The 26,588-nt window shown below is 38.6% G+C and carries 20 protein-coding genes; 17 read left to right on the top strand and 3 right to left on the bottom strand.

Annotated elements, in window-relative coordinates; genetic code table 11:
• The first annotated feature begins 135 nt into the window (after window positions 1-135).
• Window positions 136-771 carry a phosphatase PAP2 family protein gene (locus tag BDR01S_RS04925; RefSeq protein ID WP_066251983.1) on the top strand — a complete coding sequence of 212 codons (636 nt, stop codon included), beginning with the start codon at window positions 136-138 and terminating at the stop codon, window positions 769-771.
• A 39-nt stretch (window positions 772-810) separates the two neighbouring features.
• On the opposite strand, the gene BDR01S_RS04920 is transcribed toward BDR01S_RS04925, so the two are convergent.
• Entirely contained in the window at window positions 811-2,208 is a 1,398-nt protein-coding gene (locus BDR01S_RS04920) for a hypothetical protein (RefSeq protein WP_066251987.1), read from the bottom strand.
• Window positions 2,209-2,510: 302 nt separating this feature from the next.
• Between BDR01S_RS04920 and hemE the strand changes: the two genes are divergently transcribed.
• The 10 genes from hemE (at window position 2,511) to BDR01S_RS04870 (ending at window position 14,762) form a co-directional block, all read left to right on the top strand.
• Window positions 2,511-3,557, top strand: a complete 1,047-nt coding sequence (gene hemE, locus BDR01S_RS04915; protein ID WP_066251990.1) for a uroporphyrinogen decarboxylase — start codon at window positions 2,511-2,513, stop codon at window positions 3,555-3,557.
• Between the two features lie 167 nt (window positions 3,558-3,724).
• The gene (gene hemH / locus BDR01S_RS04910; protein ID WP_066251992.1) at window positions 3,725-4,660 is read left to right on the top strand and encodes a ferrochelatase; all 936 of its coding nucleotides are present in this window, start codon (window positions 3,725-3,727) and stop codon (window positions 4,658-4,660) included.
• A gap of 30 nt (window positions 4,661-4,690) precedes the next feature.
• On the top strand, window positions 4,691-6,136 hold the full coding sequence (gene hemY / locus BDR01S_RS04905) for a protoporphyrinogen oxidase (protein ID WP_066251995.1): 1,446 nt from the start codon (window positions 4,691-4,693) through the stop codon (window positions 6,134-6,136).
• 200 nt (window positions 6,137-6,336) lie between these two features.
• On the top strand, window positions 6,337-8,700 hold the full coding sequence (locus tag BDR01S_RS04900) for a YhgE/Pip domain-containing protein (RefSeq protein WP_066251998.1): 2,364 nt from the start codon (window positions 6,337-6,339) through the stop codon (window positions 8,698-8,700).
• Between the two features lie 99 nt (window positions 8,701-8,799).
• Window positions 8,800-9,534, top strand: a complete 735-nt coding sequence (locus BDR01S_RS04895) for an MBL fold metallo-hydrolase (RefSeq protein ID WP_066252002.1) — start codon at window positions 8,800-8,802, stop codon at window positions 9,532-9,534.
• Between the two features lie 16 nt (window positions 9,535-9,550).
• The gene (gene lplA, locus BDR01S_RS04890) at window positions 9,551-10,540 is read left to right on the top strand and encodes a lipoate--protein ligase (protein ID WP_066252003.1); all 990 of its coding nucleotides are present in this window, start codon (window positions 9,551-9,553) and stop codon (window positions 10,538-10,540) included.
• A gap of 152 nt (window positions 10,541-10,692) precedes the next feature.
• Window positions 10,693-12,255, top strand: coding sequence for a fatty acid--CoA ligase family protein (locus tag BDR01S_RS04885; protein ID WP_066252006.1), 1,563 nt, complete (start codon window positions 10,693-10,695; stop codon window positions 12,253-12,255).
• A 114-nt stretch (window positions 12,256-12,369) separates the two neighbouring features.
• Window positions 12,370-13,101, top strand: a complete 732-nt coding sequence (locus BDR01S_RS04880; protein WP_066252009.1) for an AzlC family ABC transporter permease — start codon at window positions 12,370-12,372, stop codon at window positions 13,099-13,101.
• Window positions 13,091-13,399 carry an AzlD domain-containing protein gene (locus tag BDR01S_RS04875; protein ID WP_066252012.1) on the top strand — a complete coding sequence of 103 codons (309 nt, stop codon included), beginning with the start codon at window positions 13,091-13,093 and terminating at the stop codon, window positions 13,397-13,399. Before BDR01S_RS04880 ends, BDR01S_RS04875 begins: the two co-directional genes overlap by 11 nt.
• Before the next feature lie 91 nt (window positions 13,400-13,490).
• Window positions 13,491-14,762 carry a M48 family metallopeptidase gene (locus BDR01S_RS04870; protein ID WP_066252015.1) on the top strand — a complete coding sequence of 424 codons (1,272 nt, stop codon included), beginning with the start codon at window positions 13,491-13,493 and terminating at the stop codon, window positions 14,760-14,762.
• Window positions 14,763-15,250: 488 nt separating this feature from the next.
• Here the strand turns inward: BDR01S_RS04870 and BDR01S_RS04865 are convergent, their stop codons facing one another.
• On the bottom strand, window positions 15,251-15,487 hold the full coding sequence (locus tag BDR01S_RS04865; protein ID WP_066252017.1) for an IDEAL domain-containing protein: 237 nt from the start codon (window positions 15,485-15,487) through the stop codon (window positions 15,251-15,253).
• Window positions 15,488-15,676: 189 nt separating this feature from the next.
• Between BDR01S_RS04865 and BDR01S_RS04860 the strand changes: the two genes are divergently transcribed.
• On the top strand, window positions 15,677-16,255 hold the full coding sequence (locus BDR01S_RS04860) for a competence protein ComK (protein ID WP_235846492.1): 579 nt from the start codon (window positions 15,677-15,679) through the stop codon (window positions 16,253-16,255).
• Between the two features lie 21 nt (window positions 16,256-16,276).
• On the opposite strand, the gene BDR01S_RS04855 is transcribed toward BDR01S_RS04860, so the two are convergent.
• Window positions 16,277-16,642, bottom strand: a complete 366-nt coding sequence (locus BDR01S_RS04855; RefSeq protein WP_066259791.1) for a YhjD family protein — start codon at window positions 16,640-16,642, stop codon at window positions 16,277-16,279.
• 270 nt (window positions 16,643-16,912) lie between these two features.
• On the opposite strand from BDR01S_RS04855, the gene BDR01S_RS04850 reads away from it, so the two are divergent.
• The 5 genes from BDR01S_RS04850 to addA all read left to right on the top strand — a co-directional run bounded on the left by BDR01S_RS04850 (window position 16,913) and on the right by addA (window position 26,548).
• The gene (locus BDR01S_RS04850) at window positions 16,913-17,848 is read left to right on the top strand and encodes an LCP family protein (RefSeq protein WP_066252020.1); all 936 of its coding nucleotides are present in this window, start codon (window positions 16,913-16,915) and stop codon (window positions 17,846-17,848) included.
• A gap of 42 nt (window positions 17,849-17,890) precedes the next feature.
• On the top strand, window positions 17,891-18,556 hold the full coding sequence (locus tag BDR01S_RS04845) for a TVP38/TMEM64 family protein (protein WP_066252021.1): 666 nt from the start codon (window positions 17,891-17,893) through the stop codon (window positions 18,554-18,556).
• Window positions 18,546-19,100 (top strand): signal peptidase I, encoded by a 555-nt coding sequence (gene lepB, locus BDR01S_RS04840; RefSeq protein WP_066252022.1) that lies wholly within the window; start codon window positions 18,546-18,548, stop codon window positions 19,098-19,100. The genes BDR01S_RS04845 and lepB overlap by 11 nt, the downstream gene beginning before the upstream one ends.
• Before the next feature lie 174 nt (window positions 19,101-19,274).
• On the top strand, window positions 19,275-22,766 hold the full coding sequence (gene addB, locus BDR01S_RS04835) for a helicase-exonuclease AddAB subunit AddB (RefSeq protein WP_066252024.1): 3,492 nt from the start codon (window positions 19,275-19,277) through the stop codon (window positions 22,764-22,766).
• Window positions 22,763-26,548 (top strand): helicase-exonuclease AddAB subunit AddA, encoded by a 3,786-nt coding sequence (gene addA, locus BDR01S_RS04830; protein ID WP_066252026.1) that lies wholly within the window; start codon window positions 22,763-22,765, stop codon window positions 26,546-26,548. The genes addB and addA overlap by 4 nt, the downstream gene beginning before the upstream one ends.
• The last annotated feature ends 40 nt before the right edge of the window (window positions 26,549-26,588 follow it).

Here is a 26,588-nt window from a genome sequence, read left to right as displayed (position 1 = left end):
AAACATATCGGTGATAAAGTATCTATTTTCAAACTATTTTAACATTTATATCCTCTAAAGTAGATTTTAAGAGTCATTTTCTTTATACTTTTTACTAGAATTTCATTTAGATGTGAGCAGGAAAGGGTTTGGGGGATGGAACGAAAGAACTACAGGAATTTTTCTTATCTATTTATTATTTTTGCACTTTTTTGCGCATTGTTTACATCCATTAAGGTTGCAATGAGCAGCGATTTTTGGATCGATGACAAGGTGGCAGGGCTATTTGCACATGTTCCTAAGTCAGTTATTCCATTTTTTATTCAAGTAACAGAAATGGGTGATAAAAAGGGGATTGGGGTTGTTGCCTTACTAGCCTTAGCGTGGTTATTACTTAAACAGAGGAACTACGTTGGTGCGGGTACTCTTGCCTTATCAGTAGCAATAGGAAATGAAGTTAGTAAGCTTTTAAAGAATTTTTTTGTGCGCCCTAGGCCAGACCTTGAACATCTTGTCGATGTTAAAAGCTACAGCTTTCCGAGTGGACATGCGATGGTGGGGATGATTGTTTATTTGATGATTGCGTATCTTCTAATGGAGGAAGCAAAATCAAAGGCAGCAAAGAGCACAATCGCTGTTATCACAGCTTTCTTACTCTTATTAATAGGTGCAAGCCGAATTGTTTTACAGGTTCATTATCCATCAGATGTCCTTGGGGGCTATGCGTTAGGTTATTTATGGGTAGTTATTTGGATTCTATTATATAACTATTTTAAAAAGAGGGAAAAATAAACAAAGAGGCTGGTCACAAGATCAGCCTCTTTGTTTCGGTTAAATAAGGAACATTGCAGCTATTGTGGTCACAACGAGTCCAATCACCACGGGGAGAAGGTTTCGCCTTGCTAGTTCAAATGGATCGACATTACAGATAGCTGCAGCCGGGATTAACGCCCATGGTACCAGGGTTCCGCCCCCTACCCATATGGCTGCAATTTGCCCGAGTGCCGTCAATGTGGCAGCACCTTTACCGATGGCAACGGCAAATAGGCTGGCAACAGAGCCGGCAAGTGAAATTCCGGAAAAGCCTGAACCATCGAGACCAGTGATTGCCCCAACGGTAGTCAGGGTGATCGCCCCAACCTCTTTACTTAATGGGACGATATTAGCGAGAGAAACCCCTAAATCATTGACAATTCCTTGAGAAGCCTTCGGTAAAAAGTCACCAATGATTTTCCCAAATCCGGCATCACCCAAATAAAAGAAAGCAGCAATCGGGATTACCGGACCAAAAACTTTAAAACCAAATTGGAATCCTTCAATTAGATATTGTGTTGTTTTTTCTAAGCCTTTACTTTTGTGGCTTGTTAAGGCAATTAATAAAAGTATAAGAATCGAAGTGCCGCCAATTAATGCTGTGGCATCGCCGCCTGCTAAATCAAGAATAGACATAGCTGCAACGTCTGCAGCAAATAATAAAGGTACTAAAAGGGCAAAAAGGCGTTTTTGGGTAAGTGATAGAAGCGCAGGCTGGTCAGTGCCACTAGCAGGCGAATCCGCGCTTTCGGAAGTTGTCGTTGTTAGAATTCCCCGCTTCATATCCCTTTTTAAGAAGTAGAATGCGGTTACAGTTGTAACAAGACCCATAATAAACACTAATGGAATACTGGCATTAATCACGTCTTGAATGGGAATACCTGCTGCATCTGAGGTTAGTTTTGGAGCAGCTTGAATGACAAAGTCACCCGATAAAGCGATACCATGACCAAACAGGTTCATTGCCATGGCAACGCCTAGAGCTGGCAGTCCAGCGCGAATCGCAACTGGAAGAAGGACGGCACCTAAAAGTGCAACAGCAGGGGATGGCCAAAAGAACCAGGAAATAATCATCATAAGAATTCCTATTGTCCAATAGGCGAGCGTGGGGTTGCGGATTAGTTTTCGAAATGGTGAAATCATCACATCATTAATTCCAGTTACCGTTAAAGTATTGCTCATGGCAACAATTATTGAAATAACAAGAATAGTAGATAATAATTCAGTAATCGCATAACTGAAACTGTTGAAAATACTGCTTATTGAATGGCTTAACGACCCAGTTGCTGTGATAGCAATTAGGAATATCCCGACGATACATACAATGGATGTGTCCCTCCTCATTACCATAAATCCAATGATAAGAACAATAAAGGTCACATAGATCCAATGAAGAGCAGTAAGCTCGACAATCATGTATTTCCCTCCTTTCTTACATCCAGGGAGGGCTATAGCCCTGTTGGATGTAATACAGAATATGAAAATTGCATCAAGTGGTGAGTAGAATTAGTGAAAAAATTATTGGGGAAATGCCTGAAGATTTAACAAATTTAAAAACGTAAAAACGACTTTTTTTTGACAGTTAATATCGTTAGCTATACACAAATAGGATAAATAGATATAGTAAATACAGTCTAATAAGAATGAGTAAGTTTTAAATTCATGCTATATATATTAAAATTGACAACAGACATGTTTTTGAAAGGTGGACAATACTAATGACAAGACCAATTAATGAAACATTATTAAAAGCAGCCCGAGGCGAAAAGACCGATCATGTACCTTTATGGTACATGCGTCAAGCTGGCCGTTCGCAGCCAGAATACAGAGCGATTAAAGAAAAGTATTCCTTATTTGAAATTACACATCAGCCTGAGCTTTGTGCTTATGTAACGCGCTTGCCTGTTGAACAATATAACGTCGATGCTGCGATTTTGTATAAAGATATTATGACGCCGCTCCCAGCAATTGGGATGGAGGTAGAAATAAAGGGAGGGATTGGACCTGTTATTGACAATCCAATTCGTTCTTTAGCAGATGTTGAAAAATTAGGTGAAATTAATCCTGAAGAGGATGTCCCTTATGTATTGGACACTATTAAATTATTAACACAAGAGCAGTTATCCGTACCATTAATCGGTTTTTCTGGTGCTCCATTTACCCTTGCCAGCTATATGATTGAAGGCGGTCCTTCCAAAAATTATAATAAGACAAAAGCGTTTATGTACACCGAGCCGAAGGCGTGGTTTGCGCTTATGGATAAGCTCGGTGACATGATCATTACATATGTGAAGTCGCAAATTAAAGCTGGTGCAAAGGCTATTCAGATTTTTGATTCATGGGTGGGAGCTTTAAATGTAGAGGATTATCGTTATTTTATTAAGCCAATTATGAACCGTATTTTTGTTTCATTAAAAGAGGAAAATGTTCCATTAATTATGTTCGGCGTTGGTGCTAGCCATCTTGCTTTAGAATGGAATGAGCTGCCACTTGATGTTGTAGGGTTGGATTGGCGTCTGCCAATTAACCAGGCAAGAGAAATGGGCGTTAACAAAGCTATACAGGGGAATCTTGACCCGGCTATTTTGTTAGCACCATGGGAAGTCATTGAGGAAAGAGCGAAAGCTATTTTAGACCAAGGAATGGAAAAGGATGGCTACATCTTTAATTTAGGGCACGGTGTATTCCCTTCAGTTAACCCTGAAACGTTGAAAAAATTAGCTTCATTTGTCCATGAGTATTCAGCATCAAAATTAAGTCGTTAATTTCCCATCTTAAGTTTTAAAATTGGTAAGCAGTCCAATTTTTTGGCACAATAATATCGGCTGCTTTATAATGGGTCATTGAGGGCAATACAGCTTTTAATGGCCCGGACCCAAACGATTTTTTTAAAATGGGAAAAAGCGAATAGATTTGAAAATGAGGTGCGAACATGACAAAAAAGAAAATGGGCCTGTTAGTAATGGCTTACGGGACTCCATATACTTTAGATGATTTAGAAGGATATTATACCCATATTCGACACGGCCGAAAGCCAACACCAGAAATGATCGAAGAACTTCGTGGCAGGTATGAAGCGATTGGTGGTATTTCTCCGTTAGCTAAGATTACTCTTGAGCAAGCAGAAAAACTCGAAAAACATCTAAATAATATTCAACAAGATATAGAATTTAAAATGTATCTTGGTTTAAAACACATCACTCCTTTTATTGAAGATGCAGTGAAACAAATGGATGCTGACGGCATCGAAGAAGCTATCAGTATCGTTCTTGCTCCGCATTTTTCAACTTTCAGCATAAAGTCCTACAATGGAAGAGCCATAGAAGAAGCAGAAAAATTGGGTGGAAAGTTAAAAATCAGAACAATTGATAGCTGGTATCAAGAACCAAAGTTTATTGGATATTGGGTTGATAAAGTAAAAAAGGTCTTTTTAGGGATGCCGCAAGAGGAAAGGGACGAGGCCGTTCTAATTGTTTCCGCACATAGTCTGCCTGAGAAAATTCTCCAGTTTGGCGACCCATATCCGAACCAATTGCAAGAAACAGCGGACTTAATTGCTGAACAGGCGGGAATACAAAATTATGTGGTCGGCTGGCAAAGTGCCGGACAAACTCCAGAACCATGGCTTGGCCCGGATGTTCAGGATTTAACTCGGGATTTATATAATGAGCATCATTATAAAGCATTTGTTTATGCACCTGTAGGGTTTGTATGTGAACACCTTGAAGTGCTTTATGATAATGATTATGAATGTAGAAAAGTGACGGAAGAAGTAGGTGCAAGTTACTACCGCCCGGAAATGCCAAATGCAAAGGATGAATTTATTGATGCATTGGCGACCGTCGTTCTTAATATGGCTACTGAGTAAGATTCAGATTAGTGGAAGAAGGTGAGTACCTTGGCAGAAGAAAAACAGAAGATTATCATCATTGGGGGAGGAATTGCTGGGCTCACATCAGCTTTTTATCTTCAAAAAGCAATTCAGGAATATAATCTCCCCATTGAGATCCAACTAATCGAAGCTTCACACCGTCTCGGAGGCAAGATGCAAACTGTTATCAGGGATGGTTATACAATTGAGAGAGGGCCGGATTCATTTTTAGCCCGAAAGACAAGTATTACTAGGTTAGCTAGGGAAGTGGGGATGGAGGATCAATTAGTCCATAATTCCACGGGAAAATCATTCGTGTTAGTTAACGAGAAACTTCATTCAATGCCCGGTGGTTCGATCATGGGAATTCCAACCGAAGTAGGACCTTTTCTCACCACAGGTCTTTTTTCTATTCCCGGCAAACTAAGAGCTGCGGCAGATTTCATTTTACCTCGGTCCGAAAGCGGAAAAGACCAATCATTGGGAGAGTTCTTCAGAAGAAGGCTAGGCGATGAAGTGGTCGAGAATTTAATTGAACCATTATTATCAGGGATTTATGCGGGGGATATTGATCAATTAAGTCTCATGTCCACTTTTCCGCAATTCTATGAGGTAGAACAGAAATACAGAAGCCTGATCATTGGGATGAAAAAATCCGCCCCTTCACAACCCAAAAAACCTGAAAATAAGGAAAAAGCTAAAGGTGCCTTCTTAACATTTAAAACTGGACTTCAATCATTTGCTGAAGCTATAGAAGCAAAAATAGATAAAAGGTCAATTTTAAAAGGGCACCGTGTAGACAAAATCACTAAAGTTGGGAATAAGTATGAAGTTTATCTCAATAATAGGGAAACATTGGTTGCTGATAGCATCATTGCGGCGACGCCACATAAAATAACGCAAGCGATGTTTGCAGAATATAGTTTTTTTGATCCGTTAAAATCGGTCCCATCTACATCAGTAGCAACAGTAGCTTTAGCATTTCCTAAAGAAGCAGTGAAAAATGATATTGATGGAACAGGCTTCGTTGTTTCTAGAAATAGTGACTATTCAATTACAGCATGTACTTGGACCCATAAAAAGTGGGCTCATTCTACTCCAGAAGGGAAAGTACTGCTCCGCTGTTATGTTGGGAGGTCTGGAGATGAAACAATCGTCGACCTTTCAGATGATAGAATTATAAAAATTGTCTTAGATGATTTGAAGAAAACCATGGATATCACAATGAATCCGGATTTTGCAATTATTTCACGATGGAAAAATTCCATGCCACAATATACTGTGGGACATAAGCAACGGTTAACAGACATTGATAAGCAATTGAAAACGGAATTACCAGGTATATTTTTAGCAGGGTCTTCCTATGGCGGTGTTGGACTTCCAGATTGCATTGACCAGGGTGAGGAAGCAGTTAAAAACGTCCTTGATTATTTAAAAAGAAAAGATACCTCAACAGGAGCTGTTCATGGATAACAGCTTCTTTTTTCTGCTTGCAAACAGGTATGAATCGATGTATACTCTAAAAGTATTAACTGACCAAATTACTCAATCAGTCATTTTTATTGATTTTGATTAGTAGACATTATTGGAGTATCAATGAGATATTCCATATTTTTTGAAAGATAATGACTAAATGAACAAAATGGTCATAATTATAAAAGGAGGTATCATAAGTGAAAAACATACTGTTTAAGGAAGAGCTCCTTGCTATTCTAAGAAATAAAAAATTGTTAATCCCGATTATTGCTGTCATGTTTGTTCCAGTATTATATGCGGGAATGTTTTTGTGGGCATTCTGGGACCCCTACGACAAACTGGATGATCTTCCCGTTGCCATTGTGAATGAAGATGCAGGGGCAACACTGGATGGGAATCACCTGAAGCTTGGCGATGATTTAGTTTCAAAGCTTAAGAAAAATAAGCAATTTGGTTTTGAATTTGTAGATAAAGAAGAGGGCTATGAAAACTTAAAAGATCAAAAGTATTATATGGTCATTGAAATACCGAAAAACTTTTCTAAAAACGCAACCACATTATTGGATGAGCAACCGGAAAAGCTGGAATTAATCTATACCCCTAACGAAGGGTATAACTTCCTGTCCGCTCAAATTGGCGGCACAGCTATAGAAAAAATTAAAACAGCGGTGGCTGAAAAAGTTACGGAAACGTATGCTGAAACTATATTTGATAAAATCAGTGAGCTAGCCGATGGTGTTGTAAAGGCAAGTGATGGTGCAGGTCAATTAAGTGCGGGTTCAGCTAACCTTGATTTAGGGTCTAAGCAATTAAATAAAGGACTTGCAACACTTGCTGAGAAATCAATTGAGTTTAACGATGGAATGAAATCAGCGGATGCAGGTTCTAACAAGCTTGCGGTTGGTTCGAAGGAACTATATAACGGACTTGCAACTTTAGCAGATAAGTCAATTGAATTCGACAGTGGTGTGAAAGAAGCAGCTACAGGTTCTAAACGAGTAGCAACAGGTTCCACGGAACTGAAAAAAGGGCTAGCAAAAGCGGATGCCAATCTACCGTTGCTTATTGCAGGAACGAAAGAAGCATCAGCAGGTGCCGAACAATTAAAACGGGACCTTCCCGCCGGGATTGCTGCCGGGATTGAAAAAGAATTGACAGGAAGTGTTGGAGAGCTCAATGCGGGTATCGATCAATTTCAATCACAGTTAATGACCACATTAGCATCCCAAATAGCTGATCAAACGATTACTCAACAAACGGGGAAAATGCAGAAATTAGCCCAAACCTTAATTGAAAATAAGGTAGACCCTGCACTCGTGCAAGGAATAATGGCTAATGAGCAAAAAAGTGCACCAACGAAAGAACAGTTAGAGAAGCAAATTTTATCTGAACTAAAGCCTCAAATGGATACAGGCTTTGACCAATTCAAAACAGGGGTAGATGGAAAATTAGCAGGATCATCAAAGGGATTGGAAGATAAAATTAAAGCACAAACAACCCCTTATTTTGATCAATTGATCACTGGCATTGGTAAAATTAATGGCGGTCAGCAAGAACTACAAAAAGGGATTCATGATTTATATGTTGGTTCATCAAAATTAGCTGATGGCACTAATAATCTTTCTGCCGGGATGAGTCAGCTGGCAGCTGGTGCTGATAAAATTACAACTGGAACTGGCCAATTAGCCACAGGTTCCGGTGTGTTGAAAGCGGGTGCCTCTGACCTTACAGATGGGATGAATCAATTAACAGGCGGTGCTTCTGCTCTAACATCCGGCGCCGGTCAATTGGCTAAAGGTTCTGATCAGTTAAAAGAAGGTACATCCAAACTTTCTAATGGGGCTAAAGAATTAGCTTATAAGTTATCAGATGGAAGCAAAGAAGTTGCCAAAGTCCACTCCGATGAAAAGACCTATAATATGATGGCCGACCCAGTAAAGCTGGATAATGAAAAAATTAATCATGTCCCAAACTATGGAACCGGTTTTGCACCATACTTTCTTTCGTTAGGTTTGTTTGTTGGTGCACTGCTTCTATCCATTGTCTTCCCACTTCGTGATACTGCGGTTGCTCCCGCCAATGGATTTAACTGGTTTTCTAGTAAGTTTTCTATCATGGCTGGGATTGGAGTATTTCAAGCGTTACTGGCAGATGTGATTCTTCTTGGTGGGTTAGGTCTCGATGTACAAAGCGTCCCAAAATTTATTCTTTTTTCGATAATGACGAGCTTAGTGTTTATTGCCTTAGTTCAGCTCCTTGTATCGGTATTCGCTGATGCAGGACGCTTTATTGCGATTATTATCTTAATTTTACAATTGACCACTAGTGCGGGAACCTTCCCACTTGAATTAATCCCGAACTTCCTACAGCACTTTAATGCTATTCTGCCAATGACATATTCTGTACAAGGCTTTAAAGCAGTGATATCAAGTGGGGACTTCAGTTTCATGTGGCAAAATTTCATGATTTTATTAGGTTATTTGATTGCATTCTCTTTAGGAACAATCGCATATTTTACCATTAGATATAATCATAAATTTAGACACCAAATGACTGAATAAGAATAAACAAAAACCAGCCGTATAGTTCGGCTGGTTTTTGTTCATTCATAAAAAGATAGAGTATATTAGGTATATAAACTTTGAATGGGAGGAATTTAATTGAAACTCACTGTGATTGGTTTTTGGGGGGGCTATCCGAAACAGAATGCAGCTAGTTCCGGTTATTTACTTGAGCATGAGGGATTTCAGCTCTTAATTGATTGTGGGAGCGGAGTCCTTAGTAAGCTCCAAAACATTATTCAACCCGAAGAACTTGATGCTGTTTTACTTTCGCATTATCACCCCGATCACATTGCGGATATTGGTGTTTTACAGCATGCGAGATTAATCCAAGGGTTATTAGGAAAGAAGACTCCAAACCTGCCCCTATATGGTCATGAGCTCGATCCATATGAATTTAGTAAATTAACCTACAAAGAAATTACAATAGGTGTTGCTTATCATCCTAATGAGATACTCACAGTTGGTCCATTTCAAGTTTCATTTTTAAAAACAGATCACCCGGTCCCATGCTATGCAATGAGAATTGAAGCGGCTGGAAAAGCGATTGTCTACACTGCTGACAGTTCCTTTAAAGATGAATTCATCGAGTTCGGTCAAAATGCTGATCTATTATTGTGTGAATGCAACTTTTATGGACACCAGAACGGAAAGTCGGCAGGACATATGAACAGTATCGATGCTGGGAAATTTGCGCAAAAAGCAGGTGTTAAAAAATTAATTCTTACACATTTACCCCATTATGGGTCTGTATCTGAGTTAATAACCGAGGCATCTAGTGAATTTACTGGTATAATTATGCTTGCAGAAGAATTTCAAACTATTTCACTATAAGAAGGGGTGGTAAATGATGTTATTTATCGATAATAAAGGTATTACCGATCCGCAAATAAATTTAGCAATTGAAGAGTACGCGCTGAAAAATCTTGATATCAATGAAACGTATTTATTATTTTACATAAATGAACCATCGATTATTATTGGCAAAAATCAAAATACAATTGAAGAAATTAATACGGAATATGTAGAGAGTAATGGAGTTAAAGTTGTCCGCAGGTTGTCTGGCGGTGGAGCCGTTTATCATGATCTAGGCAATTTAAACTTTAGTTTTATTACCAAGGATGACGGGGAGAGTTTTCATAATTTCCGTAAATTTACAGAGCCGGTCGTCACCGCATTAAAGAAATTAGGCGTAAATGCAGAATTAAGCGGCAGAAATGACATTGAGGTTGGCGGACGAAAAATCTCTGGTAATGCCCAATTTTCAACGAAGGGCAGAATGTTTAGCCATGGTACGCTAATGCTTAATTCAGAAATAGAAAACGTAGTCTCCGCGTTGAAAGTCAAAAAAGATAAAATTGAATCAAAAGGAATTAAATCAGTCCGGAGCCGAGTTGCCAATATTTCTGAGTTTCTCACTGAAAAGTTGGATATTAGTGAATTCCGGTCGCTACTTTTAAAGAATATTTTTGAAGGACAAGAAGGAATTCCCGAATATGTTTTGAGGGAAGAGGATTGGGAAAAGATCCATCAGTTATCGAAAGAACGCTATCAAAACTGGGAATGGAACTATGGAAGGTCACCTAAGTTTAATTTGCAGCATTCTCATCGTTTTCCTGTAGGCTCAATTGATGTCCGTCTTGAAGTAAATAAAGGGGTCATCGAAAATTGTAAAATCTACGGCGACTTTTTTGGTGTGGGTGAGGTATGTGAGATTGAAGATAAATTAATAGGCGCACGTTACGACAAAAATGAAATCGAGAAGGCGCTTGCCGATATTGACACGACCCACTATTTTGGAAATGTAGCGAAAGATGAGTTTTTAAATCTTTTATATTAAGAAGAGAAACACAGCATTTTTACGCTGTGTTTTCTTTTTTGTCTAAATTTTCTAGTATTATACTTGAATAGATTCATTACTTTTAATATAATATATTTAGAAAATTGTTACTATTTTGTGAATGAGTATTCATTCATCTCAGGGGGAGAACAATGAATCTTTTAACACAGTTTAAAGAATCTGCCAAGAACTATGCCGCCAAACCAGCCTATTATTTTATGGATCAATCTTGTACTTATGCTGAATTAGATGGTGCGATTACGAAATTTGCATCGGGTCTCCAAAAATTAGGGGTAAAACAAGGGGATCATATTGCATTGTTGTTGGGTAACTCACCACACTTTGTGATCAGCTTGTACGGGGCGTTACGGTTAGGGGTAACTGTAATTCCCGTGAATCCGATTTATACTGCAGATGAAATCGGCTACATCTTGAATAACGGTGACGTCAAGGCAGTGATCGCGCTTGACATGGCCATCCCATTAGCAGAAAAAATGCATACGTCCCTTCCAAAAATAGAACACTATATTTTTTGTGAAACAGTCCCCAATAGCAGGGTTGAATCGAAATTTGAGAGCTTATCAGGCTCTTCAAAAATGAAATCGTTTACAGGAGTGGTCGCTTCCGGTGAATTAACCTTTATGGGACCGGAGCCCAAAGATGATGATACAGCCATTATTCTTTATACCTCAGGGACAACAGGCAAACCAAAAGGTGCGATGTTAACTCATAAAAATTTGTATAGTAATGCTAAAGATGTGAGCGAATATTTGAAAATGAATTCCGATGATAAAGTAGTAACGGTTCTTCCAATGTTCCATGTCTTCTGCTTAACAGTTGCTCTAAATGCACCCTTATTAAGCGGTGCAACACTACTAATTGCACCCAAATTTAGTCCAAAGGAAATTTTTGAGTTAATCAATGAATATCAGGCCACAGTTTTTGCAGGTGTGCCGACCATGTATAATTTTCTATTTCAAAACCCTGATGGAAAAACTGAAGATCTAAAATCCTTACGCTTATGCATTTCAGGAGGTGCATCGTTACCTGTTGCTCTCTTGAAGAACTTTGAACAAAAATTTAATGTTGTTGTATCTGAAGGTTATGGTCTATCAGAAGCTTCTCCGGTAACTTGCTTTAATCCGCTTGATCGACCGCGCAAACCTGGTTCAATCGGAACTTCCATTCTGCGTGTTGAAAATAAAATTTTTAATGAGTTGGGTGAAGAAGCACCCGTTGGCGAGGTCGGGGAACTTGTCGTTCGCGGTCCTAATGTAATGAAGGGATATTATCAAATGCCTGAAGAAACGGCTGCCGCAATTCGTAATGGCTGGCTTCATACCGGTGACCTTGCCAGAATGGATGAAGATGGATACTTTTATATTGTCGATCGAAAAAAGGATCTCATCTTAGTTGGAGGATACAATGTCTATCCACGTGAAGTGGAGGAGGTTATTTATAATCATTCAGATGTGGTAGAGGTGGCCGTACTCGGCGTTCCTGACCCAAATCTCGGTGAAGCTGTTAAAGCCTACGTGGTCAGCAAGAATCCAGAGCTAACCGCAGAGCAATTAATAAAATATTGTAGTCAGCACTTGGCTAAATATAAAATTCCCTCATCGATTGAATTTATTGAGGAACTGCCAAAGAATACAACTGGGAAAATCCTAAGAAGGGCTCTAAAGGTTCAGGTTTCTCAAAATGTAAGTAAGTAATTTTTATATAAAAATCGAAACATGGTGTATAGCGCCATGTTTTTTATTTAGTTTTTACTGAATATTTGTTATTATTTATTTTTATATGAGTGAGAGCAATAAGGGGGAAGAGAGTTGTCGGATCTAGCAATTAGTAGAGAATCGTCGGAATATAAAAAAGGTATTCAAGCAGGGATAAGCATTGGAATTGGTTATTTTCCGATTGCGTTGACCTTTGGTCTTCTTGCTAAAACTTCAGGACTATCCATATATGAAACAGTTTTAATGAGTCTGATTGTGTTTGCAGGCGCCTCCCAATATATTTCTCTAAGCCTTATCGCCTACGGGACAGGAATATTTGAAATTATCTTAACAACCTTCATTGTAAATATTCGGCATTTTCTAATGAGTACCTCATTGAATGAAAAAGTGGAGGAGGACCATCTCCTTAATAAGTTGATTTATTCATTTGGCATTACAGATGAAACATTTTCAGTTGTTGCCACTAAAGAGGGAACGGCGGCAACAGGCTATTTATTCGGTGTTATTTCGGTTTCCTATTCCAGTTGGGTAGTTTTTTCTGGACTGGGTCATTTGATTGGGGCAAGTCTGCCCAAAACACTACAGGAAAGCATGGGGGTCGCGCTATATGCGATGTTTATTGGACTCCTGGTTCCCTCGATGAAAAAAAGTGTAAAAGTAGTTTTTTTGGCGATACTTGGTGCCATCTTTAATTCTATTTTTACAATGGGTCATTTTATGGCTCAAGGCTGGGCAATTGTTACAGCTACACTTTTATCAGCCATAATCATCGAAACAGCTGAAGTAATAAAAATGAGGAATCGGAGTGTACATCATGAAGACTGAAATAGTTTGGATGATTCTTGGTATGGGATTAGTTACATATATTCCACGGATGATACCTTTCGTTTTATTTAAAGGGAAAGAGCTCCCTCCTTTTATTCAAGGGGTATTAAAAAATGTGCCTTATGCCACTTTGGGGGCATTAATTTTCCCTGCGATTCTCTTTATTCAAAAGGAAGATATTTGGTATGGGGTATTAGGTGCTGCGGCTGCCTTTATCGTTGCCTTTTTGGGAGCCAACGTCATAGTTGTTGTCCTCGGTTCAATCGCTGTCCTTTCCTTATATTCGTACTTAATGTAAGCTGCTTAAAACAGACTTTTGTTTTTGTTCTAATTTGTCCTTTTTTAACTAAACTAAGTATAGATAGTTTGTACACAAAGGGGGACAAAACATGGTGAGGAAAATGGGAGTCTATGCGGTTTTGGGCTACATTCTATATGGCTTATTTTTTTATTGGTATTTATTCTATTTCGCAAATACAAACCTGCCGTTTGAATATGAGGGGTCTAAAGCTGACCCGTCGACATTTCTAAATGGAAGGGAACTTATGCTGAGTGAGGAGTATTCCAAAATAAGAAACTTACTGTTTTTCTTATCTACTCCGTTTGAATGGCTATTTTATTTCTTAATTTTATTATTCGGATTTTCAAAGGCATTCAAGAACTGGGCAGAAAACTCTTCAAAGTATAAGTTGCTTCAAACAGCTATTTATCTTATATGGTTATCATTTTTCGCTTATTTGGCGACATTCCCTTTAAGTTATATTAGTTTTTCTTTATCAAAAACGTATAATATTTCAACCCAAAGTTTCGCTTCCTGGATGAAGGATGAGTTGATCGACTTTTGGCTTAATTATGGGACTTGGCTGATTATTGTGCCGGTACTATACTGGCTTATGAAGAAAAGTCAAAAGAGATGGTGGCTTTATGGTTGGCTTCTATCCATTCCGTTTACATTGTTTATGATGTTTCTCCAGCCAGTCGTAATTGATCCGTTATACCATGACTTTTATCCATTAAAAAATAAAGAATTAGAAATAAAAATTTTGACTCTGGCTGATAAGGCTGAAATTCCAGCACAGCATGTATTTGAAGTAAATATGTCAGATGAAACGAATGCTTTAAATGCCTATGTAACGGGGATTGGCTCTAATGCTCGAATTGTTCTGTGGGATACAACATTAAATAAATTAACTGATAGTCAAATTTTATTTATAATGGCTCATGAAATGTGCCATTATGTCGAGAAGCATATTTATTTTGGAATCGCCGGCTATTTGCTGATTTCACTGCTGGGATTGTATTTGACCTATAGGATTATGAATTGGGTAGCAAAACGCTGGGGAAATGAGTTGAAAATCTCAGACACAAGAGATATCCGCTCTCTGCCATTATTTTTTATGGTCCTATCGATGCTCTTGTTTGCTGCAAGTCCAATAACCAATTTTACTTCTCGTTATCAAGAAACACGGGCCGATAAATATGCGATTGAGATGACCAAAAATCCAGAAGCAGCCATCACTTCTTTCCAGGAGTTAACCCGATCTGGTTTAAGTCAAGTGAACCCGCCGCTATTGGTGAAAGTTTTCAGGTACACTCATCCTTCCATGCTCGACAGGATATCGATGCTTGAAGATTATGAGATCAAACATAGAAAAAAATAAAACAATCCATTAAAAGAGCTGCCGACGTTTATGTTAAAGGGTTCCGATTTCGGATGCTTTCTTAGTAAAAGACACAAGAATTGACGTATGACTCGCATACGTCTTTTTTTTATTTATCAAGGCTTCTACGAAATTTCATTAACTTTGACATAGCAATTGAGGATCGGAGGATCCGCACCTATCGGTTGGGGGGGGGGCACAGGTTAATCACCCGAGCTAATAAATAGACGGAAAAATTCCGCTTAATTCGTAATTATTATTAAAAAAGGCTTAAATAGACGGAGAGATTCCGCCTATTGACCCGAAAAGTCCAAAAAGGGAAGCTTTTTCTTTGCATAACCGGAAAAATTCCGCTTATATACCCCGAAACGAGCTCCATTTTGCATTTAACCGGAAAATCTCCGCTTATTTTACTATGTCAACAGCTCTTTTTTTGCCATTGTTCGTACCAAAAAAAAAGCCGTCAAACTTTGACGGCTAAAAAAATATTAAGTCCCGAATCGTTTGTTAATTTCTTTGAGCTGTCCGGAGAGATGGAGAAATGACTTTTTGTCTCGACCATCAATAGCCAAATCAATTTTCTGTAATAATTTTTCTTTTTCTACTGTCAGTTGAATTTCGGACAACAGCATTTCGATGTACAAATCTTGGACGAAGTTCTCTTTCAGACGATTTCGTTTCATGGCACCAAGTTTCATTAATTCCGTGTATGATTTTTCATTCATGAAAATCACCTCTGATACTTTTTAAAATTATATGGTTTTTTTTGAAGAATATCATTAGTTTTTATAATTTTCTGATAAATATTTCTTTTCCGTAAATTTTGTGAATAAATTAAGAACAATTCAGAAAAGTGGAGGAATTAAAAACCAGTAGTGGTAAGATATGGTGGGTATAATAAAAAGGAGTTGAATGTGTTGAAGCATCCACAGATTGAAGAATATGAAATAAATACAGGTACGATGTTTGTAGAACCAGTTGTATATGGTGGTAAAGTTTATTCACGTGCTGTAGAAGTAGAAGATGAATTTTTATCTCCCTTTAAACCACTGGATATTATCAAAAAAGGCTGTAGTTATTTTGGTGTCGATTACGAAAGCAGGAAAAGGGGAACAAGACAATTAATTGGCTATGATCGAAAAATCCCAATTGTTATTGAAGCAACTAACCACATCTATTTTTTTCCAACTGCATCGCCGCTAGTTCCGGAGTGTATATGGATTTCGCTTGGGCATATTGAGAGTTATCGCCGAGTATCCTCAAAAAAAACAATGGTTTTATTCCGCAATAAACAATCCCATGTTTTTCCAGTTTCTTTCTGTACAATTGAGGGGCAAATGCTAAGGACCTCATTACTAAAAACAAAACTTTTGCAAAGAATAGAAAGTAATGGAAAAAAGACAATTTATACGCCAAACGAGCCCCGGATGTTTAATGCTTTGGAAAGATCCAATGATTATGGTGATGATTTTCATCCGAACGACCCGAAATAAGAGGTACGAATTTCAAAACTATTAGCGGGACAGATGTTTTTTTAATAAATAGGCCTCCATTAATTCTTGGACCTTGTTGCGGATTCTTGGATTAAAGTAATTATGGTTTTCTTCATAGCCTTTATAAATAAACCTGTACAGTGTAAAAGCATCGTCCCGTTTTGTTTCAATCACCTGAAGTTTATTCTTTTTCATATATAGTTTAACCTCAGCCAATTCCCTCTGGATTTCCTTCATCGTTTCTTCAATCAAATCCAAATATGGTTGTTTTAATTTAAACGGACTATTTTCTATGACGGTTATATCCCGGTTTAAGATAATTAGAACCATTGGTAAATACATAGCCTTTTCCATTATATCTCGATCATCTTCGGGGATTCTGGTCATTTTTTCATTCACACCTTTCATTACTGACGAACAAATGTTCCTCTTTATTTTACAAAAAAGAACCTTCAAAAGCAATAGTGCATTACATTTACGAAAACTCGTCATTTGGCGAGTTTTATTTATTGAAATGTTCCGTTGATATATGAGAAAGTTTTTATTAATAGAAGGATATCTGATAGGGGAAAATGAATTAAATGAAGAAACCACTAAAAAGATACATCGGTCATATATACAGGAGAATAAAAAACATGAATGAATAGGTGATTAACAATGAGATCTGATAAACATCAAGTAAAGAAAAAAAGAAGATGGCCATCCGTTTTATTAGTATTCCTACTGCTAATCGGGGCAGTGGCAGGTTATGCATATTTTCAATACCAGCAGGGTGTAAACCAATCGTTAGGAAAAATGGATAAAAAAGCTTCAAATGTTGTCTATACCTTCAAAGGACAAAAGGATCAGTACGGAGGTACGAATATCCTCTTGCTTGGAAGTGATGCAAGGGGGAAGGAAACGTCTCGTGCAGATACGATAATGATTGTTCATTATAATGAAGACAAAGGGACCTTTAAGTTAACTTCAATTATGAGGGATAGTTACCTCGAAATTCCCGGGCATGGTAAGCATAAAGTTAACTCCGCATTTGCACGTGGCGGACCAGAATTAATGAGACAAACGATTAAGCAAAATTTTGATATTGACCTTCAATACTATGTCATTGTGGATTTTCAAGGCTTTGTACAACTTATAGATGAAGCATTCCCGAATGGGGTAGAGATAGATGTTGAGAAAAAAATGTCTAAAAATATTGATGTAACTTTAGAGCCAGGTCTGCAAAAATTAAATGGAAAGGAAATGCTTGGATATGTTCGCTATCGCCATGATGCCATTGGAGATTTTGGAAGGGTAGAACGCCAACAAAAGGCAGTAAAGGCGATTGGAGATCAAATGATGGGTTTACAAACGATTCCAAAACTTCCTAAGCTAATTGGAGTCGTCAAGCCTTATGTGAATACAAATATGAACACTTCAGACATAACCTTTATGGCGAAGGATTTCTTTTCGAAGAATCGAGGAACTATCGATACGTTACGGATTCCTGTCGAAAATAGCTATTCAGATGCTCGAATTGCTGGGGAGGGAGCAGTATTAGATATTAATGTCGAAAAAAATAAAGAAGCCCTCCATCAATTTATTACAAAATAATAACTGATGAAGCTAATTAGTAGAAAAATGAGGAGAAACCGGATGGATATGGAATCACTAAAAGCGTGGTTTACGCTTGAACATATTATGAGTCTTATTCAAGAATATCGAGCCCTAGGCCCCATTCCAGGGATATTGCTTATTATCATTGAAGCGTTCCTGCCATTTCTCCCATTGTTTTTATTTGTAATGGCTAATGCCAGTGCCTTTGGACTTTGGTTAGGATTTTTGTATTCATGGCTTGGAGCCTGTATCGGAGCATTGCTCGTATTTACGCTAATTAGAAGGTACGGGCAAAAAAGGTTATTATCCTTTTTGCCAAGGCACCCTCAGGTCCGTAAATTAATGGACTGGGTAGACCGTCATGGATTTGGACCGCTCTTTTTACTGCTTTGTTTTCCATTTACACCCTCGGCTGTTGTAAACATTGTCGCTGGTCTTTCCAAAATTCGATTTTCCCAATACATGCTTGCCGTGTGTATTGGGAAAATGGTGATGATTTTCACGATTAGTTTCGTTGGCTATGATATTCAATCCTTGCTGACGAAGCCTCTTCGGACTGTTGTAGTATTGCTTATTATTTTCATTCTTTGGTTTGTAGGCAAAAGAATTGAAAACAGAATGAATAAGGGCACGGAAACTGACCATAATGGTGAAATAGATAGAAACAATAAGCAGGAGAAACGGAGGAGCTTTAATGAAGATTGAATGGAAAAAGGAAGGCATCGAATGGGCTAAGGCTTTTGCAATTGGAATCATTATTTTTGCTTTTATTCGCACATTCTTCTTTTCAAATTATGTAGTCGAAGGCGAATCAATGATGCCGACGCTGCAGGATGGGAACAAGCTAGTAGTTAATAAGCTTGGTTATCAAGTTGGTGAATTGAACAGATTTGATGTGATTGTGTTTCATGCCAATGAAAAAGAGGATTTTGTCAAACGGATTATTGGGCTGCCGGGGGATAAGATCGAATATCGTGATGATCTATTGTATATCAATGGGCACAAGTATGAAGAGCCATTTTTAAATGTTTATAAACAAAAATCACCGGGAATCAGGATTACTGGAGATTTCAGTTTAAAGGAAATTACTGGTGAAAATATAGTTCCCGATGGGAAATTATTTGTCCTTGGCGATAATCGATTAGGTAGTTGGGACAGCCGTCAATTCGGTTTCATTTCGGCAAGTCAAGTTGTCGGTAAAGTTGATTTACGCTACTGGCCATTAAACGAAATGGACGTACATTTTTAAATAAATAGATGTAGTAAGGAGCACGATTATTCAATCGTGTTTTTTTGATTTTATATGTTAGAATTACCATTTATGGCTCAAATCTGTTTGTAGTAATCCAAACGTTTGTGCTTGTTTTATGGTAGAATGAAAGATACAAAGTTTATGAGTGGTTGTGGAAAGCGAGGTTTTAATATGTCATTAAAAATGGTAATCGGGCGGTCTGGAAGCGGCAAAACAGCTATGTTTCTGGATGAAATAAAGAAGCGGCTTGAGGAAAATCCAGAGGGCGCACCGATTATTTATATTGTTCCGGAACAGATGACGTTTTTATCTGAATATCGCTTGGCAACTGACCCGGCAATTGGTGGAATGATTCGTGCTCAAGTCTATAGTTTTTCTCGCTTGGCGTGGCGTATCTTGCAAGAAACAGGCGGAATTAGCCGAACTCATTTAAGCAGTGTCGGGATGAGTATGTTAATTCGTAAAATTATCGAAGAGCAAAAGGATCAACTAAAGCTTTTTCAACGAGCAGCAGATAAGAATGGTTTTATCAAGCAGCTTGAACAAATGATAACCGAATTTAAACGCTACTGCATCAGTCCGGATGAACTAATTCAAGGTTTTTCCAAAGCAGATGGAGAAGCAACGGAGTCTAATGCTCTCAATGATAAACTTAAGGATCTAGAAATTATCTATAAAAAGTTTGAAGACGAAGTCTTTGGTAAATATATTGATTCGGAGGATTACTTTCAACTCCTGTCGGAGAAAGTGTCCTTCTCAACCTATTTAAAAAATGCAGAAATATATATTGATGGTTTTTATAGTTTTTCACCGCAGGAATATCGAGTAATGCTGGAATTGATGAAGCATTGTAAAAACGTTTCAATCGCACTGACGACTGATCAGGACTCCGTTGATTCCCCGCCGGACGAACTCGATTTGTTCCGCTTATCTGGTGAGACTAGCTATTCTCTCTATGATTTAGCTAAAGCGAATGGGATTGAAATGAAGCCGATAGTCGTTCTAAAAGAACAAAAAAAATGGACTGAGCCGTCGTTGGGTCATTTTGAGGGGAATTTTGATGCACGGCCTATCAAATCTTATTTTGGTGAGACAAAAATTACAATTTGCCAAGCTGTAAACCGTCGAGCTGAGATTGAAGGGATTGCCAGAGAGATTCGCCAATTGGTCAGGACAAAAGGATACCGTTACAGGGATATTGCATTATTAATCCGGAATGGCGGGGATTATCATGAAATTGTTGAACCGGTTTTCGACGATTATCAGATTCCCTATTTTATTGATCAAAAAAGAACGATGATGAACCATCCGCTGATTGAGTTAATTCGATCAAGCCTTGAAGTCATTAATTCCTTCTGGCGCTATGAGCCGGTGTTTAGAGCAATAAAGACAGAACTGCTATACCCTCTTCAGGAAAATCCTGCGAAAATGCGAGAGAAAATGGACAAACTAGAAAATTATTGTTTAGCATACGGAATTAACGGAAGTAAATGGACAAAAAAGGATCGCTGGAGTTATCGGCGGATTAGAGGGCTGGAATTAGAAGTAAACTCTCAAACTGATGTGGAAAGAGAAATGGAGCAAGAGTTAAATGAATTAAAACTTATCGTAAGTGCACCGTTATTACGGCTATCAAGACGCTTGAAAAAGGCTGATTCCGGACGAAAACTCTGCGAAGCCATCTATTTATTACTAGAGGAATTGGATGTCCCGGCCAGGCTTGAAAAATGGAAAGCAGCTGCCGATGAACAAGGAAATCTTGTGAAAATGCGTGAGCATGAACAAGTATGGAATGCAGTAATCGATCTTCTGGACCAATATGTAGAAATACTCGGAGAAGAGCCAATCACACTAAAGGCATTTGCAGCTGTTCTAGAGTCAGGATTTGAATCCTTACATTTTTCACTTATTCCGCCGGCACTTGATCAGGTGTTGATTGGGGATTTAGAAAAATCAAGGCTGAATGATATGAAGGTCGTTTTTGTAGTCGGAGTCAGTGAGGGAATTTTGCCTGCGAAAATATCGGATGAAGGAATCCTCTCCGATGAAGACAGGGAAATGCTTCTTGCAACAGGTGTCAAAATTGCGCCAAGCAGCAGGACTCGTTTACTCGATGAAAATTTTCTGGCATATAAAGCTTTTACAGCACCATCAAAATTTCTTTATGTTAGTTATCCATTGGCGAATGATGAAGGAAAAGCGTTAATTCCTTCTTCGTATATTAAGAGAATAAAAGATATGTTTCCTGATGCGAAGGAGTTATTCTATGTGACAGACCCGTCACAAGTGTCGGAGCCCAGTCAACTAAGCTTTATTTCAAATTTTACGACCTCCTTATCCTACCTTAATGCACAGCTTCAATGGAAAAAGAGAGGGTATCCAATTTCAGATTTATGGTGGGATGTATATAACTATTACCTTAGGAGCTCAGGAAGGGATAAAGCACTAAAAGTGTTTTCGAGTCTTTTTTATTCAAACACAGCTGTCCAACTCTCTAAAGGTACAGCAGATGAATTATATGGGGAGACCATTCAAGCCAGTGTTTCGAGGATGGAGCTATATAACTCCTGTGCTTTTTCTCATTTCGCTCAGCACGGTCTTAAGCTTCGAGATCGGCAAGTTTTTCGCTTAGAGGCTCCGGATATTGGGGAACTATTTCATGCAGCATTAAAGCAGATAGCTGATATTGTCAATGAACAAAATCTTTCTTGGGCCGAGCTTTCGAGGAAGCAATGTGAAGACCTATCGAAGGAAGCCGTCAAATCGATAGCACCTAAGCTGCAAAACGAAATATTGTTAAGCTCGGAGCGCCATCATTATATTAAACGAAAATTGGAGCAAATTATTACCCGGGCATCTGTCGTGTTGAGTGAGCACGCAAAAGTAAGTGGTTTCTCACCGATAGGTTTGGAATTAGGATTTGGACCAAATGGAAAACTACCGCCATTATCATTTTCATTAAAAAACGGAAAGAGAATGGAATTGGCCGGAAGAATAGACAGAGTTGATCAGGCAAAAGGGGAAGACGATAGCGTCTTTTTACGGGTTATCGATTATAAATCGAGTGAAAAGGATATCAATTTTAATGAAGTATATTATGGACTTGCCCTGCAAATGTTAACTTACCTAGATATTGTCATGACCCATTCAAATCAATTGGTAGAAATGAAAGCCAGCCCTGCAGGCGTTCTCTATTTCCATGTTCATAATCCATTCATTAATACTTCTAAAATGCTGACGATAGATGAGATCGAAATGGAAATGATGAAAAAGTTTAAAATGAATGGATTAATGTTAAGCGACCAAAATGTAATTCGGCTTATGGACAAGACACTTGAATCAGGGGATTCGCAAATTATTGCAGCTGGTATCAAAAAAGACGGGAATTTATCAAAAAGATCCAAGGTGGCCAGTTTATCAGAATTTGACGACCTGAAAACTTATGTTCGAAAATTATACGAGAAAACAGGTAATGCCATTATTGATGGGCAAATAGACATCGCACCCTATCAATTAAAGGATAAAACGCCTTGTACGTTCTGCTCCTTTAAATCGGTCTGTCAATTCGATGAAACGATTGAAACGAATCAATTTCGGGTTCTCACACCCCACTCAAAGGATGATGTATTGGATTTAATAAGGAAGGAGGTGCGTGAATCATGAGTAATTTCGGAATACCACCAAAGCCTGAAGATGTGACATGGACTGATGATCAGTGGAAAGCAATTATGGCTAGGGATAGAGATATCTTAGTTGCTGCAGCAGCAGGTTCGGGGAAAACGGCTGTCTTAGTGGAAAGAATTATCCAAAAAATCCTTTCAAAAGAAGCCCCGATTGATGTGGATGAATTATTGGTGGTAACCTTTACGAATGCATCTGCAGCTGAAATGCGCCATCGGATTGGAGAAGCGTTAGAAAAAGCGATAGATGAGGATCCATGGTCGCGGCATCTAAGAAAGCAACTCAGTTTATTGAATAAAGCCTCCATCTCAACACTTCATTCCTTTTGTATGGAGGTCATTCGTAAATATTATTACTTAATCGATATTGATCCCGGGTTTAGAATTGCCGATGATACAGAGGCACAATTAATCCGAGATGAAGTGATGGATGAATTATTTGAAGAGGAATATGGAAAAAAAGAAAATGAGTCATTCTTCAACTTGGTCGATTCATTTACTAGTGATCGAAGTGATGCTGCATTAATGGATATTGTTCGGTCTATTTATGACTTTGCTCGGTCAAATCCATTGCCGGACCAGTATTTGCAGTCAATCATTTCTATGTATGATGTTTCATCGATTCATAGTATAGCGGACCTAAACTTTATAGAGGCACTTCTCTTTGATATTGAACTTCAATTAGGAGCTGCTAAGGAAATGATTAACCGGGGAATGGAAGTTACAAAGCTCCCAGGCGGGCCGGCACCGAGAGCCGAAAATTTTCTAGATGACTTAACAATGATTGATACTCTTCTGCTTGCCAAGGAGGACTCTTGGGAAACACTTTATCAAGCAATGCAGAACTGGTCCTTTTCACGGGCAAAACAGGTCAAGGGTGATCACTATGATAAAGAACTTACTGAGAAAGCCCAAAAACTTCGCGATAAAGCAAAGAAAAAGATACAGGATTTAAAAGAGGAGTTATTTTCTCGAAGACCTGAAAGCTTTTTACGAGATATGGCAGAAATGCGACCGTTAGTAGAAACTTTGGTTCATCTTGTGAAAGAATTTTCACAGCGCTTTGAAAAGGTAAAAAGAGAAAAAGGGCTCGTTGATTATGCTGATTTAGAGCATTACTGCCTCGAAATTTTGACAAAGGAAATCTCAACAGAAGGAGAATTTCTTCCATCGGAGGCAGCACTCGCTTACCAAAGGCATTTTAAAGAAGTCTATTGCGATGAATATCAAGATACAAATATGGTCCAGGAAACTATCTTGAAACTTGTAACAAAGGAAGATGAGCACAATGGTAATATGTTTATGGTTGGGGATGTTAAGCAATCCATTTACCGTTTTCGGTTAGCTGAGCCGAACCTTTTCTTAGGCAAGTATAACCGCTTTAAAGTAGACGGTGATTCTACAGGACTTCGGATTGATCTCGCACGAAATTTTCGAAGCCGAAAAGAAGTGCTCGATGCAACTAATTATTTATTTAAACAAATTATGGGAATCAAAGTGGGCGAAATTGAATATGATGAGGCGGCTGAATTGCGTGCCGGTGCACCGTATCCAGAAGAGCCCTATCCTGTAGAACTGCTGCTTATTAATCAAAATGTTAAAGATAATGGTTCAGCTGATACAGCTGAGGCAGAGCCAGAGGCACAAGTTCCAGAGGAATTTGATGTTGCAGGTTTAGAACAATCCCAACTAGAGGCCAGAGTAATTGCTTCGAAAATTAAGGAATTAGTCGCAAGTGGAACACCAGTATATAATACAAAAACGAAGTCCAATCGGCCACTTATGTACCGAGATACGGTAATCCTGCTTCGTTCAATGACTTGGGCACCACAAATCATTGAAGAGTTCAAGCAGCAAGGGATACCGATTTATGCTAACCTATCGACGGGTTATTTTAATGCTACTGAAGTGGCAATCATGGTTTCATTACTAAGAGTTATTGATAATCCATTCCAAGATATCCCGCTAGCAGCTGTCTTACGATCACCCATCGTTGGTTTGAACGAAGAAGAACTGTCAAAAATCCGTATTCATCAGAAGCGTGGTTCTTTTTGGGAGGCTGTTAGCGCATTTTGTAGGAGTAAAGAGGCTCAAAATACGGCCGAATTTTACGAAAAACTTCGCCGCTTTTATGACTTTCTGACAGAGTGGCGGTCAATGGCAAGACAAGGTTCGTTGGCCGAGTTAATTTGGCAGCTTTACCGCGATACTCAATTTTATGATTTTGTTGGCGGTTTACCAGGGGGGAAGCAACGGCAAGCTAATTTACGAGCACTCTACGACCGGGCAAGACAATACGAGCAAACATCTTTTCGTGGATTGTTCAGGTTTCTTCGCTTTATCGAAAGAATGATAGAAAGAGGAGACGATCTAGGGGCAGCAAGGGCACTCGGTGAACAAGAAGACGTGGTTCGGATTATGACTATCCATAGTAGTAAAGGGCTGGAATTTCCTGTTGTATTCATGGCGGGAATGGCACGAACTTTTAATATGGCCGATGTTCGCAAACCATACATGCTCGATAAAGAATACGGATTTGCATCTAAGTATGTAAATGCGGAAAAAAGAATTTCATACCCTTCCTTACCACAAATTGCTTTTAAACGAAAAAAGAAAATGGAGATGCTCGCGGAAGAAATGCGCGTGCTATATGTGGGAATGACAAGGGCGAAGGAAAAACTTTATTTAACCGCAACTCTAAAGGATTCGCAAAAAAAATTAGATCAATGGAATGACGTTGTTTCTAACACAGAATGGTTATTAAAGGATTATGAACGGGCAGCGGTTACAAGCTATATTGATTGGATCGGGCCAGCGCTTGTCCGCCATCACGATGCCAATGAATTAAGGATTGGCAGTACGGGAAATGTCCTTGTTCCAGAGGAAATTGGAAATCACCCTTCTTTATGGAAGGTTTCACAAATAAGTGCAGATGAAATAAAGAAGAAGGAAATAGATGCAGGAATGAAGGAAGACCAATTTCTTGAACTGGTCCAAAAAGGGGAGCATATCCCGACCACTTCCCCATTTCTGGACGAAATCAAGTCGCGCTTAGACTGGGAATATTCCTTCCCAAATGCCGCTGTCCATCGCTCGAAACAATCTGTTTCTGAAATGAAACGCCAAAGAGAAATGGCAGATGAACAAAGTGGGACGGATCTTGTGAAACACTTTAAAAAATCGATCGTTAAACGTCCGAAATTTATGCAGGAAAAACAACTCAGTCCTGCTGAACGTGGTTCGGCCATGCATATGGTCATGCAGCATGTAGATTTAACTAAATCGGTTAGTCAAGACTCTCTTCAGGAACAGGTAACATGGATGCTTAATAATGAATTATTAACCCCTGAACAAGCCGAGATTATTGACACTCATTTAATTGTGCAATTCTTTCAATCAGAGTTAGGAAATCGATATTTTAAGGCCAGGTCAATCAACCGAGAGGTGCCCTTTACACTTTCCATGGCTGCTCGGGAGGTGTACCCTGCTTGGAAAAATGAGGAAGAATCTGTGTTTGTTCAAGGAATCATTGACTGCGTTTTTGAGGATGAAAAAGGTCTTGTTTTGGTTGATTATAAATCAGATCGAATTTCTGACCGTTATAAAGGCGGATTTGAACAAGCAAAAACCATCCTTGAGAACCAATACAAGATGCAAATTAATTTATATACAAGAGCAATTGAACAAATTTGGAAAAAAAAGGTCTCAGAACGGTATTTATTTTTCTTTGATGGGGCCCATATTTTAAAGGTTAATAAAGATTAATCTAATAAAAAAATGACATAGACCATAGGGATGGTTTATG

It is taken from the genome of Neobacillus drentensis NBRC 102427, assembly GCF_001591445.1.
Lineage (GTDB): Bacteria > Bacillota > Bacilli > Bacillales > Cytobacillaceae > Neobacillus > Neobacillus drentensis.
The sequence above is the reverse complement of the archived record's forward strand: the minus strand, read 5'-3'. Positions and strand labels throughout refer to the sequence as shown.

Excerpts from the sequence above, each read along its gene's own strand:
- BDR01S_RS04925 (WP_066251983.1), top strand. The coding sequence starts at position 136 with ATGGAACGAAAGAACTACAGGAATTTTTCTTATCTATTTATTATTTTT.
- BDR01S_RS04920 (WP_066251987.1), bottom strand. The coding sequence starts at position 2,208 with ATGATTGTCGAGCTTACTGCTCTTCATTGGATCTATGTGACCTTTATT.
- hemE (WP_066251990.1), top strand. The coding sequence starts at position 2,511 with ATGACAAGACCAATTAATGAAACATTATTAAAAGCAGCCCGAGGCGAA.
- hemH (WP_066251992.1), top strand. The coding sequence starts at position 3,725 with ATGACAAAAAAGAAAATGGGCCTGTTAGTAATGGCTTACGGGACTCCA.
- lplA (WP_066252003.1), top strand. The coding sequence starts at position 9,551 with ATGTTATTTATCGATAATAAAGGTATTACCGATCCGCAAATAAATTTA.
- BDR01S_RS04885 (WP_066252006.1), top strand. The coding sequence starts at position 10,693 with ATGAATCTTTTAACACAGTTTAAAGAATCTGCCAAGAACTATGCCGCC.
- BDR01S_RS04875 (WP_066252012.1), top strand. The coding sequence starts at position 13,091 with ATGAAGACTGAAATAGTTTGGATGATTCTTGGTATGGGATTAGTTACA.
- BDR01S_RS04870 (WP_066252015.1), top strand. The coding sequence starts at position 13,491 with ATGGTGAGGAAAATGGGAGTCTATGCGGTTTTGGGCTACATTCTATAT.
- BDR01S_RS04865 (WP_066252017.1), bottom strand. The coding sequence starts at position 15,487 with ATGAATGAAAAATCATACACGGAATTAATGAAACTTGGTGCCATGAAA.
- BDR01S_RS04855 (WP_066259791.1), bottom strand. The coding sequence starts at position 16,642 with ATGACCAGAATCCCCGAAGATGATCGAGATATAATGGAAAAGGCTATG.
- BDR01S_RS04850 (WP_066252020.1), top strand. The coding sequence starts at position 16,913 with ATGAGATCTGATAAACATCAAGTAAAGAAAAAAAGAAGATGGCCATCC.
- BDR01S_RS04845 (WP_066252021.1), top strand. The coding sequence starts at position 17,891 with ATGGATATGGAATCACTAAAAGCGTGGTTTACGCTTGAACATATTATG.
- lepB (WP_066252022.1), top strand. The coding sequence starts at position 18,546 with ATGAAGATTGAATGGAAAAAGGAAGGCATCGAATGGGCTAAGGCTTTT.
- addB (WP_066252024.1), top strand. The coding sequence starts at position 19,275 with ATGTCATTAAAAATGGTAATCGGGCGGTCTGGAAGCGGCAAAACAGCT.
- addA (WP_066252026.1), top strand. The coding sequence starts at position 22,763 with ATGAGTAATTTCGGAATACCACCAAAGCCTGAAGATGTGACATGGACT.